Genomic DNA, 12,915 nt, shown 5'->3' with positions numbered 1-12,915 from the left:
CCTCCTACGCTTCCTTGCGCTCTTTGCCGCGGAGCCTGTAGATCTCTTCCGGCGTGCGCAGGCGCTTTACCGCATCCATCGTAGCATACGCTATGTTGATCGGGTTCGACGTTCTGCCGGTGACCTTTGCGATAACGTCTTTGATGCCGCCGAGCTCCATTATCGGACGGACCGACGAGCCTGCAAGAACTCCGGTACCGGGCGCCGCGGGACGCATAAGGACTTCGGCCGCGCCGAACTTCCCGATGATCGGATGAGGAAGGGTCTGCCCTGTCTTCTTAAGGTCTATCAGGTTCTTCTTCGCGTGTTCTATACCCTTCTTCATCGCAACGGAGATTTCCTTGGCTTTGCCCATCCCGAGGCCGACCTGGCTCACGCCGTCGCCTACCACCACGAGAACGCTGAAGCGGAAACGCTTTCCGCCTTTAACGACCTTGCTTACGCGGTTGATCGATACGACGCGCTCCGTGAGCTCGAGCCCCCTGCTGCTGTAGGATTTTACATTCTGTGTCTCTTTCGCCACTTTAGTCGCCCCCCTCTTAGAACTTCAGACCGGCTTCACGGGCCGCTTCCGCAAAGGCTTTGATTCTGCCGTGGTAGAGATGCCCGCCTCTGTCGAAGACGACTTCGGTGATTCCGTTAGCAAGGGCGCGTTCGGCGATAAGCTTTCCTACTGCCTTTGCCGCTTCCTGGTTCCCAGTGCTCTTAAGATTTTCAAATTTATCCTGTACCGTCGATGCCGATACAAGAGTATGTCCCTTTTCGTCGTCGATGACCTGGGCAAATATATGCTTCAGGCTGCCGAAGACTGCAAGACGCGGGCGCTCGCCGGTGCCGGAGAGATGTCTCCTGAGGCGACGGTGGCGCACTTCCCGCATTTCGTTGCGGCTGCGATTATTGATCAACGTCCTTCACCTCTCCTTACTTTTTGGCGCCGGCCTTACCGGCTTTGCGGATCACGTATTCGCCGGCGTATCTGATTCCCTTGCCTTTGTAGGGCTCGGGCGGACGGTGGGCACGAACGTCCGACGCGACCTGTCCGACGAGCTGCTTATCGATGCCGCGCACGATGATCTTGATCGGGCTCTCGCAGACGAATTCGATGCCCGCAGGGGGAGCGACTTCGACCTGATGCGAGAAGCCGAGGCTCATGACGAGGTTCTTTCCTTGCATCTGCGCACGATAACCTACGCCTACGATTTCGAGGGTTTTCTGGAAACCTTCGTTGACGCCCTGAACCATGTTACTGATGAGGGCTCTCGTCATGCCGTGAGCCGCGCGCGTCGCCTTGTCGTCGTTCCCGCGGGCCACTGTGACGTTTCCGTCCTCGACGGCCACGGAGATTTCGGGCATTACGTCCATCTCAAGGGTACCCTTCGCGCCCTTTACAGTCACGCGCCGTCCGTCGACCTTTACTTCAACGCCCTTCGGAAGAGCGATGGCTTTGCGTCCTATCCTTGACATAGCGAAGCTCCTCCGTTACCAGACGTAGCAGACGACTTCTCCGCCGAGGCCAAGCTTGCGGGCGTTGGCGTCGGTCATGAGTCCGGCTGACGTTGAGATGAGAGCGATGCCGAGCCCGCCCATGACTTTGGGGAGTTCGTCCTTGCCGACATAGATGCGGCGTCCCGGCTTGCTTATCCTGCGAAGTCCCTGGATGACCCTTTCCTTCTGCGGACCGTAGTTCATGGTCAGCCTGAGGATCGGCATCGGCTGCTTCGCGTCTGTTATTGTCTTATAGTTACGGATATAGCCTTCCTCTTTGAGTATTCTCGCCATCTCGAGGCGGAGCTTTGAAAGAGGCATATCCACCATTTCATGGTAGACCACATTCGCATTTCTGATGCGTGTGAGCATATCCGCGACAGGATCGGTAATATGCATTAAAGGATCCTCCCTTCTACGCCCACCTGCTACCAGCTCGCCTTGACGACGCCAGGGATCTTGCCCTCGCGCGCAAGCTTGCGGAAGCAGCAGCGGCACATGTCGAATTTGCGCATGTAGCCGTGGGGGCGCCCACAAATCGGGCAGCGGTTGTATTTTCTGACTTTGAACTTCGGCTCTTCTTTAGCCTTGTTCACCATACATTTACGAGCCATTTGCTTCTCCTTCCTAACGGGCGAAGGGCATCCCAAGCTCTTTCAAAAGCAGCTGGGCTTCCTCATCTGTCTGCGCCGTTGTCACAAACGTGATGTTCATGCCGCGCTGGCGGATGACCTTGTCAAAGTCTATCTCCGGGAAGAGAAGCTGCTCTTTGAGCCCGAGGTTGAAATTCCCTCTGCCGTCGAAGCCCTTCTTCGAAATTCCCTGGAAGTCCTTGATGCGGGGAAGCGCAATGCTGAAGAGGCGGTCGACGAATTCCCACATTCTGCCGCTTCTCAGCGTGACCGAGCAAGCCACGGGCATCCCTTCGCGAACTTTGAATCCTGCTATGGATTTCTTTGCGCGTTTCAGCACCGGCTTCTGTCCGGAAATAATCGTTAGCTCGTTCATCGAGGCATCCATATATTTCTGGTCGAGCTTCGCTTCGTTTACGCCGATATTGATGACGACTTTGACGAGGCGCGGTATCTGCATGACGTTCTTGTACTGGAACTGTTCGTTCAGACGAGGGCGGACTTCTTCTGTATATTTTGTCAAAAGACGCGGAGTCATATCAGTTGTCCCTCCTCATTAAGCCTTATCGATTATCTCGCCGCACTGCTTGCAGATGCGGACTTTCTGTCCGCTGTCGAGGAAAGCGCGTCCTACGCGCGTCGCTTTGCCGCACTTCGGGCATACGAGCATCACCTTTGACGCCGAAAGGGCGGCTTCCTTCTTGACGAGCCCGCCGCGCGGATCCTTCTGAGAGGGACGGACCGCCTTTGTAACCATATTTATGTTTTCCACGACGACGGTATCCTTATCGATGTTTCTGCTGAGGATTTTTCCCTCTTTGCCGGCGTCTTTTCCCGAAATCACGCGAACGCGGTCTCCCTTTTTGATTCTCATTTTAGACATGGCAGGTTACCCCCTACACAACCTCGGGCGCCAGAGAGACTATACGCATATATTTCTTTTCTCTCAGTTCCCTTGCTACAGGACCAAAAATACGCGTTCCTCTGGGGTCGCCGTTGGCGTCTATGACGACCGCGGCGTTGTCGTCAAAGCGCACATAGGAACCATCCCTGCGGCGTATCTCTTTCTTCGTCCTGACGATTACGGCCTTTACGACATCGCCTTTTTTGATGTTGCCGTTCGGCGAAGCCTCGCGCACCGCGGCGACGATGACGTCGCCTATCGTTCCGGTCTTACGGAAGCTGCCTCCCTTTACCTGAACGCAGAGGATTTTCTTAGCGCCGGAATTGTCCGCCACGTTAAGAACAGTACGCAGCTGAATCATAATTATTCAGCCTCCTCTTCCGTCGCACCCAGTACAGGCGCCCTCTTGATTATCTCAAGGACCTCCCAGCGCTTTCTGGCGCTAAGGGGACGGGTCTCGCCGATCTTCACGGTGTCGCCGATGCGGCAGTCGTTATTCTCGTCGTGTGCCATAAATTTCTTTGAACGGAGAACGGGTTTCCCATAAAGCGAGTGCTTTGCCATACGGTCAACACGCACGACGATGGTCTTTTCCATCTTGTCGCTCACCACGACTCCTGCACGAACCTTACGATGCGCTGTGCGTTCTTCCATCGTCGATTACCTCCTTGCCTCTGCACGTTCCATGCCCGCTTCTTTTTCTGTGATGATGGTAAGAATACGGGCGATGGTCTTCTTTACTTCTCTGATTCTCCCTGAGTTGCTCAACTGTCCGATCGCATTCTGAAAACGGAGGTTGAAGAGCTCTTCTTTATATTCCTTGTGCTTATCCCTGAGCTCAGATATGCTGAGCTCTCGAAGTTCCTTAGGATCCATCTTTATTCACCTGCTCCCTCTCGGGCCAACATCTTTACCTTGATGGGCAGTTTGAACGCAGCTGTGCGAAATGCCTGCTCGGCTACTTCACGCGGTACTCCGGCAATTTCAAACATGATCCGTCCGCGTTTTACGGCTGCGGTCCAATATTCCACGTTGCCTTTTCCTTTACCCATACGAGTTTCAAGAGGCTTCTCGGTAACGGGACGATCCGGAAAGATTCTGATCCAAATTTTTCCGCCCTTTTTCATCTTACGGCTTATCGCGACGCGGACGGCTTCAATCTGGCGGGCCGATATCCAGCCGTTTTCGCAGGCCTGAAGGCCGTATTCGCCGAAATCTATCTCCGTAGCGCCTTTGCTGTAGCCGCGAAGGGCAGTCAGATGGGGTTTGCGGTATTTAACTCTCTTAGGAGCAAGCATCCTCGACTACCCCCTGTCCTTAGTCACCGGCTCGGCCTCAAGAGGCTTGCGCTCCATGACCTCGCCTTTATAAATCCACACCTTGATGCCTATTACTCCGTATATAGTGTGGGCTTCCGCGAAGCCGTAATCTATATCCGCCCTCAGCGTTGAAAGCGGGAGCTGGCCCTCAAGATACCATTCAGTGCGGGCGATTTCGGCGCCGCCGAGGCGGCCGCTGCACTGAATCTTAATTCCCATGGAGCCCGATTTCATCGCGCGGAATATCGACTGCTTCATAGCGCGACGGAAGCTGATTCTGCGCTCCAGTGAAGAGGCGACGCCTTCCGCCACCACCTGAGCCTCGACGTCAGGATTTTTCATCTCCTGAATGTTAATCATGACCCGGTTGCCCGTCATAGCCTGAAGTTCCTCGCGGACCGCCTGTATTTCAGCACCCTGCTTGCCAATTACGACACCAGGCCGTGCGGTCCAAACCGTGAAACGCATCACGTCTCCGATACGCTCGATCTCCACGCGGCTCACGCCTGCCTGCTCCCAGCGCTTTTTGATCCAGGCTCTGAGCTCAAGGTCTTTATGAAGATTCTTGGCGTATTTTTTACCGTCGGCGTACCAGCGAGATTCCCAATCGTAGATGACGCCAAGTCTATAACCTACCGGGTGAACTTTCTGACCCACCGTTCAACCCCTCCTTACTTCTCGCACACGACCATCGTTATATGGCACGTGTGATGTCTGAACGCATGCGCACGTCCCTGCGCGACAGGGCGGAAGCGCTTCATATATGATCCTTGGTCGGCCATCGCGGCCTTTACGACGAGCTTGTCCATGTCGAGGCCGTGATTGTGCTCCGCGTTTGCAACGGCGCTCTTGAGCACTTTTTCTGCGAAGCGTGCCGGCTTATTGGGAGTATACTTGAGTATCATCAGAGCGTCCGAGGCGTTCTTGCCGCGCACGAGCGCAAGTACTCTGCGTACTTTATTTGCGGAAACCCGCAGGTTTTTTGCAGATGCTTTTACTTCCATACCCGTGGCCTCCTACTTCGCCGCTGCCTTTACCTTCGTGGAACGCTCCTGCCCGGCGTGGCCGCCGAACTTGCGCGTCGGAGCGAACTCCCCGAGCTTGTGGCCGATCATGTTGTCGCTGATGTAGACGGGAACGTGGATGCGACCGTTATGCACCGCGATAGTATGTCCGACCATTTCAGGCGTGATCGAGCAGGCGCGCGACCAGCTCCTTAAAACCGCTTTTTTGCCTGATTCGTTCATATCCTCAATCCTGCGCAGAAGTTTCTGATCTACGTAGGGGCCTTTCTTCAGTGAACGAGACATAATTATTTACCTCCTACAAACCTGGGCTACTTCTTGCGGCGACGGACGATGAACTTATCCGACGGCTTACGTTTGCGAGTACGGTAACCCTTTGCCGGAGTGCCCCACGGCGAGACAGGATGCTTGTGCGACTTGCTCTTTCCCTCGCCGCCGCCCATTGGGTGGTCGACAGGGTTCTGTATCATGCCGCGGATATGCGGACGGATACCGAGCCAGCGTGTTCTTCCGGCCTTACCTGAGACCACGTTCTCATGCTCCTCGTTGCCAACCTGTCCGACTGTCGCCATACACTCGAGAAGAACGAGGCGAAGCTCGCCGGAAGGCATACGCACAAAGGCGTACTTGCCCTCTTTGGCCATAAGCTGTGCCGACGTACCGGCGGAACGGACCATTACCGCGCCGCGGCCGGGCTCAAGCTCAATATTATGGACTATCGTTCCAACGGGGATGTCTCTGAGCTTCAGAGCATTGCCGGGGCGGATGTCCGAGCCTTCGCCGGAGACGATCGTATCGCCCACGTTGAGTCCGACAGGGGCTATGATGTATCTCTTCTCGCCATCCCTGTAGGAGATAAGGGCGATGCGCGCGGAGCGGTTGGGATCGTATTCGATCGCGGCAACCTTGCCCGCGACTCCGGCCTTGTCGCGCTTGAAGTCGATAATGCGGTATTTGATTCTTCCGCGTCCGCCGCGATGTCTCGACGTGATGCGCCCGTTGTTGTTGCGTCCCGCTGACTGTGAGAGCGATACCACCAGACTGCGTTCAGGCTTCGCCTTTGTGATTTCGGAAAAATCGGGCGTCGCCATCTGACGGCGGCTGGGCGTAGTGGGACGGTATTTCTTAATTCCCATCGATGCTTCCCCTTTCTGCCTAGGCGCTTGCGCCCTCGAAGAAAGCGATCTTTTCTCCCTTTGCGAGAGTGACGACCGCCTTCTTCCACGAGCGTGAACGACCCAAAAAGGCGCCCATCCGCTTCGGTTTGGAACGGACCTGGATCGTATTTACCCTGACAACCTTGACCTTGAAAACTTCCTCGACCGCTTTGCGAATCTCTATCTTGTTGGCCTTCGGAAGAACTTCAAACGTGTACTGTCCCAGCTCCATCTGGCGGCTCGTTTTCTCCGTTATGATGGGGCGGACTATTATATCGTACGAAATAGCATTCATTAGCCGAATACCTCCTCGAGCTTTTTAATCGCTTCTGGAGTTGCGATCAGCTGGTCATGATTCAAAAGGTCGTAGACGTTGACGCTGTCGACATGCTGCACATAAGCGCCGGGAATATTCGCCGCCGACTTCACTACGGCCATATTCGTCTCGTGCAGGACGAGAAGGGGTTTTTTGCCCTTCTGCACCGCCGCGAGGAAGGCAATCATGCTCTTCGTCTTCGGGGCGTCGATGTCGAACTTGTCCACAACTATCATGTTCTCCGCCTGCGCCTTCAGCGTGAGCGCGCTGCGTATCGCAAGACGGCGGACCTTCTTGTTCACCTTCTGATGATAATCGCGCGGATGCGGACCATGGGCTACACCGCCGCCGACCCACACAGGCGAACGCGAGCTTCCCGAACGCGCATGTCCCGTGTGTTTCTGTCTCCAGGGCTTTTTGCCGCCGCCGCGTACGTCGCCGCGGTCTTTCGTGTTATGCGTGCCGACACGGCAGTTAGCCAGATGCGCGACCACGACTTGGTGCATGGCCGGCACATGGACCGGGGCTCCGAAGACGGCATCGGAAAGGGTAACGTCGCCGATAACCTCGCCTTTGAAATTTACTTCCTTTACTACAGGCATCGTCTTCTGCCTCCCCTACTACGCTGTCTTGCGGATCATGACAAGGCCGTTTTTCGCGCCGGGAACGGGACCTGCTATCAATATCAGGTTGTTCTCCTCGTCAACGCCGAAGACCTTGAGGTTTTTCGTCGTTACGCGCTCGCTGCCCATATGACCCGCCATCTTCCGGCCCTTCATCACACGGCCGGGGTAGCTGCTGCATCCAATCGAACCGGGGTGGCGGTGCGTTACCGAGTGTCCGTGGCTCGCCGGCGTGCCGCCGAAGCCGTGGCGCTTCAATACGCCCGCATATCCCTTGCCTTTGCTGACGCCGATGACGTCAACCAATTCGCCATTTTGGAACAGAGAAACGGTGATCTCCTGTCCCACCTGGTAGCCCGACGTGTCATCCACGCGGAACTCCCTCAGCCAGCGCTTGGGCGCAACTTCCTGCTTTTCGAAGTAACCCTTCATCGGCTTTGTGACCTTGACGGGCTTCACTTCTCCGAGACCGAGCTGAACTGCGCTGTAGCTGTTCTTTTCAGGTGTCCGGATTTCAACGATCGTGCACGGACCTGCTTCAATTACCGTCACAGGAACCGCTCTGCCGTTTTCGTCGAAGACCTGGGTCATCCCTACCTTGCGGCCCAGAATCCCCATACTCATTAACGTTTCACTCCTTTTTCAGATTATAACCTTACAGCTTAATCTGTATATCCACACCGGAAGGCAGGTTCAGCTCCATAAGGGCCTCCATCGTCTTCTGGGTCGGGTCGATTATATCTATCAGACGCTTGTGCGTCCTGATCTCATACTGGTCGCGGGCATCCTTGTCGACGTGCGGCGAGGTGAGCACACAGTAACGGTTTACCTCTGTCGGAAGGGGCACGGGACCCGATACCTTGGCACCGGTGCGCTGCGCGGTATCGGCGATCTGTGTCGCTGACGCGTCAAGCACGCGGTGATCGAACGCCTTAAGTTTGATACGAATCTTCTTTGCCAAAATATTCCCCTCCTGGGGTTATTCGATGATCTGAGTGACGACGCCGGCTCCTACCGTGCGGCCGCCTTCCCGGACCGCGAAGCGAAGACCTTCCTGCATCGCTATCGGCGCTATCAGCGTCACTTCGAATGTGCTGTTGTCTCCCGGCATTACCATCTCTACGCCTTCAGCAAGTTTGATCTCTCCCGTGATGTCTGTCGTGCGGAAGTAGAACTGCGGCTTGTAGCCGCTGAAGAACGGCGTATGGCGTCCGCCCTCTTCTTTCTTGAGCACGTATACTTCTCCTTTGAAGTGCGTGTGCGGATGGATGCTTCCCGGCTTCGCAAGTACCTGGCCGCGCTCGACGTCTTCTTTGCCTATGCCGCGCAAAAGGATGCCTACGTTGTCTCCCGCTTCCGCGTCGTCGAGGATTTTACGGAACATCTCAAGGCTCGTCGCAACTGTCTTGCGCGTGTCTTTTATTCCTACTATCTCTACTTCGTCTCCGGGCTTGATTATTCCTTTTTCTACTCTGCCCGTCACCACTGTGCCGCGACCTGTGATCGTGAAAACGTCTTCTATCGGCATCAGGAAGGGGAAGTTGACTTCCCGCTCCGGCGCCGGTATGTAGTCGTCGCACGCCTTCATCAGTTCCATTATCTTTTCCGTCCACTCGTTGTCTTCTTCCGACTCCAGCGCCTTCAGCGCGCTGCCGCGGATTATCGGGATGTCGTCTCCAGGGAATTCGTATTTGTTCAATAGGTCCCTTATTTCCATCTCAACAAGGTCGAGAAGTTCCGGGTCGTCTACCATGTCGCATTTGTTCATGAATACTACCAGCGCCGGAACGTTGACCTGACGCGCCAAAAGTACGTGCTCGCGCGTCTGCGCCATCGGACCGTCCGTCGCCGCTACCAGGAGGATCGCTCCGTCCATCTGAGCCGCTCCCGTTATCATGTTTTTGATGTAGTCCGCGTGACCAGGGCAGTCGATGTGCGCATAGTGGCGCGTATCCGTCTCGTATTCGACGTGGGAGATGTTGATCGTTATGCCGCGCTCTCTCTCTTCGGGCGCCTTGTCTATCATTTCGAACGGCGTGAAGTCCGCCCCTCCATGACGGGCCAGCGTCTTCGTGATGGCCGCCGTCAACGTCGTCTTGCCGTGGTCTATGTGACCTATCGTACCTATGTTTAGATGCGGCTTGCTGCGTACGTATTTCTCTTTTGCCATTTTTCTCCAACCTCCCTGAGGTAAATACTTTATTAACCCTTAAGCAGTTCTTCGGCCACGCTGCGGGGAACTTCCTCGTAGTGGTCGAAGCTCATTGTGTATGAAGCACGCCCCGACGTTTTGCTTCTGAGATCCGTCGCGTACCCGAACATAGACGCAAGCGGCACGAATGCCTTGACGATTCTTGCGTTCGCGCGCATACCCATCTCGGCCACCCTACCGCGACGCGATGAAAGGTCTCCTATCACGTCGCCCATGTACTCTTCGGGAACTACGACCTCAACGCTCATTACAGGCTCCATAAGGACCGGGTCAGCCTTTTTAAGGGCCTCTTTTACGGCCATCGAACCGGCTATGCGGAACGCCATTTCGGAGCTGTCGACCTCATGATAGCTTCCGTCGACTATGGCGACCTTTATGCCGATCACAGGATAACCGCCGAGCACGCCGTTGTTGAGAGCATCCTCGACGCCCTTCTGGGCGGCCGGGATGTATTCCTTCGGGACAGCTCCGCCGACGATTCTGTCTTCCCACTCAAAGCCGCTGCCACCCGCAAGAGGCTCTATCTCCAGCACTACGTCGCCGTACTGCCCCTTGCCGCCGGTCTGCCTGACAAATTTGCCCTGAGCGCGCGCTGGCTTGCGTATCGCCTCGCGGTAGGCCACCTGCGGACGCCCGACCTTGACCTCTACGCTGAATTCGCGGCGCAGACGGTCGACGATGATTTCCAGGTGAAGCTCTCCCATACCGCTGATAAGCGTCTGCCCCGTGTCTTCGTTGACGGAAACGCGGAAGGTCGGGTCTTCTTCGGAGAGCGCTTCGAGTCCCTTCGCGAGCTTGATTTGGTCGGCTTTGCTCATAGGCTCCACCGATAGCGATATGACCGGCTCCGGGAAGGTGAGGTTTTCAAGAAGCACGGGACGCTTCTCGTCGCAGAGCGTGTCGCCCGTGCGTACCTGCTTAAGCCCCGGGATAGCTACTATAAGTCCCGCCTGGGCGCCGTCCATTTCCTCGCGCTTGTTGGCGTGCATACGGAGTATGCGCCCGACGCGCTCGCTGCGGCGCGTATTCGGGTTATAGACGGACATGCCGCTTTCGATATGGCCGGAGTAAATGCGGCAAAAAGCAAGCCTGCCGACGAACGGGTCGACCATTATCTTGAAAGCCAAAGCAGCGAAAGGCTCGTTCGCCGCGGCCTTGACCTCTATCTCATTAGAGGTGTCGTCCGGGTCGACTGCTACGATATGAGGCATGTCGAGAGGACTTGGCAGATAAGCCACGACGGCGTCAAGCAGAGGCTGCACTCCCTTGTTTTTGAACGCCGAACCGCAGAGGACCGGAACGATGTCAAGCCCTATGGTCGCCTTTCTGATGACCCTTTTAATCATCTCGACGGGAATCTCGGAGCCTTCGAGGTAAAGCTCCATCATTTCGTCGTCGTAATCGGCAAGCATCTCTAGCATTTCCAGGCGCGCTATTTCCGCTTCTTCTTCGAGCTGAGGCGGTATGTCGGCCGTATGGAACTCGGTGCCGAGCGTGTCGTCGTAAATTATCGCCTTACGGTTGACGAGATCCACCATTCCGCTGAATCCGTCTTCGACTCCGATCGGTATCTGAATGGGCACGGCCTTCGCGCCGAGGCGCTTTCTCATCTGCGCTACGACGGCGGAAAAATCCGCGCCGACCCTGTCCATTTTGTTGACGAAAGCTATCCTCGGTACACCGTATTTGTCGGCCTGACGCCAGACCGTCTCGGACTGAGGCTCAACGCCGCCGACTGCACAGAAGACCGATACCGCGCCGTCAAGCACGCGCATGGAACGTTCCACCTCGACTGTGAAGTCCACGTGTCCGGGTGTATCAATTATGTTTATAAGGCAATCGCCCCAGAAACAGGTCGTAGCCGCCGACGTGATGGTAATGCCGCGTTCGCGCTCCTGCTCCATCCAGTCCATAGTAGCCGCGCCTTCATGGGTCTCCCCCAGCTTGTGCTTACGGCCAGTATAGAAGAGGATGCGCTCCGTCGTCGTCGTTTTGCCTGCATCTATATGCGCAGCTATTCCTATATTGCGCACTGTACTCAAGTCGATGCCCTGCATCGCCAACACCACCAAACTAAATCAAAATTAAAAAACTTTCCGCTACCAGCGGTAATGCGCAAACGCGCGGTTCGCTTCCGCCATGCGGTGCGTATCTTCGCGCTTCTTGACAGAACCGCCTTCGCCCTTGCAGGCGTCGCCGAACTCTCTCGCGAGACGCTCGACCATCGGGATGCCTTTGCGGGCACGCGAATAGCTGATGATCCAGCGAATCGCCAAAGCCTGCGCCCTGTCGGGCTTAACCTCGACGGGCACTTGATAGGTCGCGCCGCCTACGCGGCGGGGGCGGACTTCCACAAGCGGCCTGACATTTGCCATCGCTTTTTCAAATACTTCCGCGGGCTCAATGTTGAGCCTGCTTCCTGCCAGATTCAGCGCCCCGTACAAAATCTTCTCAGCCGTGCTCTTCTTTCCGTCGAGCATAAGGCAGTTGATGAACTTTGTAACTGAGGCGTTCGCGTAGACCGAATCGGGCGGTGTAACACGTTTTTTCACATGACCTTTACGCGGCATAAAAACTACCTCCCATTAAGTTATTTCGGTCTGCGCGCGCCGTAGAGCGAACGGCTCTGGCGGCGGTTCTCAACTCCGCCGCAGTCGAGCGTACCACGAATAATGTGGTAGCGAACGCCGGGAAGGTCCTTGACACGACCCCCACGGACGAGAACCACAGAGTGTTCCTGAAGGTTGTGTCCGACTCCCGGTATATAAGCTGTGACTTCGATTCCGTTTGTAAGGCGCACACGGGCGACCTTGCGGAGAGCAGAGTTCGGCTTCTTCGGGGTCACAGTGTAAACGCGGGTGCATACGCCGCGACGCTGCGGGTTTTCCTGAAGAGCAGGGGCGCTCGAACGATGCCTTTTTTCCTCCCTGCCGTTACGGATAAGCTGGCTAATTGTTGGCAAATAACTTCCTCCTTCCCTGTTAAAAGTTTGGTTACCATTTAAGAATCGCAGCGACGGCCGTTTTCCTCGGCACGGCGCACGCTCTTCCCAGTTGTTGTGAATCCTCCGCGATTTCCACGGGGATATTACTCTCTCTCGCCGCGAGGTTTATTTTATCTTTCAGTTTGGCGTCTGTATCCGCCGCGAGAAAAATTTTTACCGCTTCGCCTCTTGCGATCTTCCTCAGCACGCTGTTCGCTCCCGCGCAGCGCGTACTTTGCGCCAACTCGTTTAAAGGCAC

Annotated in this window: 24 protein-coding genes; all 24 read right to left on the bottom strand. The window is 55.8% G+C overall.

Features of this window, described 5'->3' with window-relative positions:
* Positions 1-4: 4 nt before the first annotated feature.
* Genes rpsE through EH55_RS02320 form a run of 24 tightly spaced genes read right to left on the bottom strand, consistent with a single transcriptional unit; the run spans position 5 to position 12,915 of the window.
* Complete coding sequence (gene rpsE, locus EH55_RS02435; protein WP_037974460.1) at positions 5-523, bottom strand: 30S ribosomal protein S5; 519 nt, start codon at positions 521-523, stop codon at positions 5-7.
* A 16-nt stretch (positions 524-539) separates the two neighbouring features.
* Entirely contained in the window at positions 540-905 is a 366-nt protein-coding gene (gene rplR / locus EH55_RS02430) for a 50S ribosomal protein L18 (protein ID WP_037974459.1), read from the bottom strand.
* Between the two features lie 16 nt (positions 906-921).
* Positions 922-1,464, bottom strand: a complete 543-nt coding sequence (gene rplF / locus EH55_RS02425; RefSeq protein WP_037974458.1) for a 50S ribosomal protein L6 — start codon at positions 1,462-1,464, stop codon at positions 922-924.
* Positions 1,465-1,479: 15 nt separating this feature from the next.
* Positions 1,480-1,884: a 30S ribosomal protein S8 gene (gene rpsH, locus EH55_RS02420; RefSeq protein ID WP_037974457.1), complete on the bottom strand. Its 405-nt coding sequence runs from the start codon at positions 1,882-1,884 to the stop codon at positions 1,480-1,482.
* 29 nt (positions 1,885-1,913) lie between these two features.
* On the bottom strand, positions 1,914-2,099 hold the full coding sequence (locus EH55_RS02415) for a type Z 30S ribosomal protein S14 (RefSeq protein ID WP_037974456.1): 186 nt from the start codon (positions 2,097-2,099) through the stop codon (positions 1,914-1,916).
* A gap of 13 nt (positions 2,100-2,112) precedes the next feature.
* Complete coding sequence (gene rplE / locus EH55_RS02410) at positions 2,113-2,655, bottom strand: 50S ribosomal protein L5 (protein WP_037974455.1); 543 nt, start codon at positions 2,653-2,655, stop codon at positions 2,113-2,115.
* Positions 2,656-2,673: 18 nt separating this feature from the next.
* Complete coding sequence (gene rplX / locus EH55_RS02405) at positions 2,674-3,000, bottom strand: 50S ribosomal protein L24 (RefSeq protein WP_037974454.1); 327 nt, start codon at positions 2,998-3,000, stop codon at positions 2,674-2,676.
* A gap of 13 nt (positions 3,001-3,013) precedes the next feature.
* Positions 3,014-3,382 (bottom strand): 50S ribosomal protein L14, encoded by a 369-nt coding sequence (gene rplN / locus EH55_RS02400; protein WP_037974453.1) that lies wholly within the window; start codon positions 3,380-3,382, stop codon positions 3,014-3,016.
* 2 nt (positions 3,383-3,384) lie between these two features.
* Entirely contained in the window at positions 3,385-3,675 is a 291-nt protein-coding gene (gene rpsQ, locus EH55_RS02395) for a 30S ribosomal protein S17 (RefSeq protein ID WP_037974452.1), read from the bottom strand.
* A gap of 6 nt (positions 3,676-3,681) precedes the next feature.
* Complete coding sequence (gene rpmC, locus EH55_RS02390) at positions 3,682-3,897, bottom strand: 50S ribosomal protein L29 (protein ID WP_037974451.1); 216 nt, start codon at positions 3,895-3,897, stop codon at positions 3,682-3,684.
* 2 nt (positions 3,898-3,899) lie between these two features.
* Entirely contained in the window at positions 3,900-4,319 is a 420-nt protein-coding gene (rplP, locus tag EH55_RS02385) for a 50S ribosomal protein L16 (RefSeq protein WP_037974450.1), read from the bottom strand.
* Between the two features lie 6 nt (positions 4,320-4,325).
* Positions 4,326-4,997, bottom strand: a complete 672-nt coding sequence (gene rpsC, locus EH55_RS02380) for a 30S ribosomal protein S3 (RefSeq protein WP_037974449.1) — start codon at positions 4,995-4,997, stop codon at positions 4,326-4,328.
* A 14-nt stretch (positions 4,998-5,011) separates the two neighbouring features.
* Positions 5,012-5,344 (bottom strand): 50S ribosomal protein L22, encoded by a 333-nt coding sequence (gene rplV / locus EH55_RS02375; RefSeq protein WP_037974448.1) that lies wholly within the window; start codon positions 5,342-5,344, stop codon positions 5,012-5,014.
* Between the two features lie 12 nt (positions 5,345-5,356).
* Positions 5,357-5,650 (bottom strand): 30S ribosomal protein S19, encoded by a 294-nt coding sequence (gene rpsS, locus EH55_RS02370; protein WP_037974447.1) that lies wholly within the window; start codon positions 5,648-5,650, stop codon positions 5,357-5,359.
* 26 nt (positions 5,651-5,676) lie between these two features.
* Positions 5,677-6,501, bottom strand: coding sequence for a 50S ribosomal protein L2 (gene rplB, locus EH55_RS02365; RefSeq protein ID WP_037974446.1), 825 nt, complete (start codon positions 6,499-6,501; stop codon positions 5,677-5,679).
* 19 nt (positions 6,502-6,520) lie between these two features.
* Positions 6,521-6,817, bottom strand: a complete 297-nt coding sequence (rplW, locus tag EH55_RS02360) for a 50S ribosomal protein L23 (RefSeq protein WP_037974445.1) — start codon at positions 6,815-6,817, stop codon at positions 6,521-6,523.
* Positions 6,817-7,440 (bottom strand): 50S ribosomal protein L4, encoded by a 624-nt coding sequence (gene rplD / locus EH55_RS02355; RefSeq protein ID WP_037974444.1) that lies wholly within the window; start codon positions 7,438-7,440, stop codon positions 6,817-6,819. The genes rplW and rplD overlap by 1 nt, the downstream gene beginning before the upstream one ends.
* Positions 7,441-7,458: 18 nt before the next feature.
* Complete coding sequence (rplC, locus tag EH55_RS02350) at positions 7,459-8,085, bottom strand: 50S ribosomal protein L3 (protein WP_037974443.1); 627 nt, start codon at positions 8,083-8,085, stop codon at positions 7,459-7,461.
* 31 nt (positions 8,086-8,116) lie between these two features.
* Positions 8,117-8,422, bottom strand: coding sequence for a 30S ribosomal protein S10 (gene rpsJ, locus EH55_RS02345; protein ID WP_037974442.1), 306 nt, complete (start codon positions 8,420-8,422; stop codon positions 8,117-8,119).
* A gap of 18 nt (positions 8,423-8,440) precedes the next feature.
* Complete coding sequence (tuf, locus tag EH55_RS02340; RefSeq protein WP_037974441.1) at positions 8,441-9,631, bottom strand: elongation factor Tu; 1,191 nt, start codon at positions 9,629-9,631, stop codon at positions 8,441-8,443.
* 32 nt (positions 9,632-9,663) lie between these two features.
* Positions 9,664-11,730, bottom strand: a complete 2,067-nt coding sequence (gene fusA, locus EH55_RS02335; protein ID WP_141730481.1) for an elongation factor G — start codon at positions 11,728-11,730, stop codon at positions 9,664-9,666.
* Between the two features lie 42 nt (positions 11,731-11,772).
* Complete coding sequence (rpsG, locus tag EH55_RS02330; protein WP_037974439.1) at positions 11,773-12,243, bottom strand: 30S ribosomal protein S7; 471 nt, start codon at positions 12,241-12,243, stop codon at positions 11,773-11,775.
* 20 nt (positions 12,244-12,263) lie between these two features.
* A complete protein-coding gene (gene rpsL / locus EH55_RS02325; protein ID WP_037974438.1) occupies positions 12,264-12,635 on the bottom strand; it encodes a 30S ribosomal protein S12 in 372 nt (123 codons plus the stop codon).
* Positions 12,636-12,666: 31 nt separating this feature from the next.
* Positions 12,667-12,915, bottom strand: a complete 249-nt coding sequence (locus EH55_RS02320; RefSeq protein ID WP_037974437.1) for a ribosomal L7Ae/L30e/S12e/Gadd45 family protein — start codon at positions 12,913-12,915, stop codon at positions 12,667-12,669.

Origin of the sequence: Synergistes jonesii (assembly GCF_000712295.1) — a bacterium.
Classification (GTDB): domain Bacteria; phylum Synergistota; class Synergistia; order Synergistales; family Synergistaceae; genus Synergistes; species Synergistes jonesii.
The sequence above is the reverse complement of the archived record's forward strand: the minus strand, read 5'-3'. Positions and strand labels throughout refer to the sequence as shown.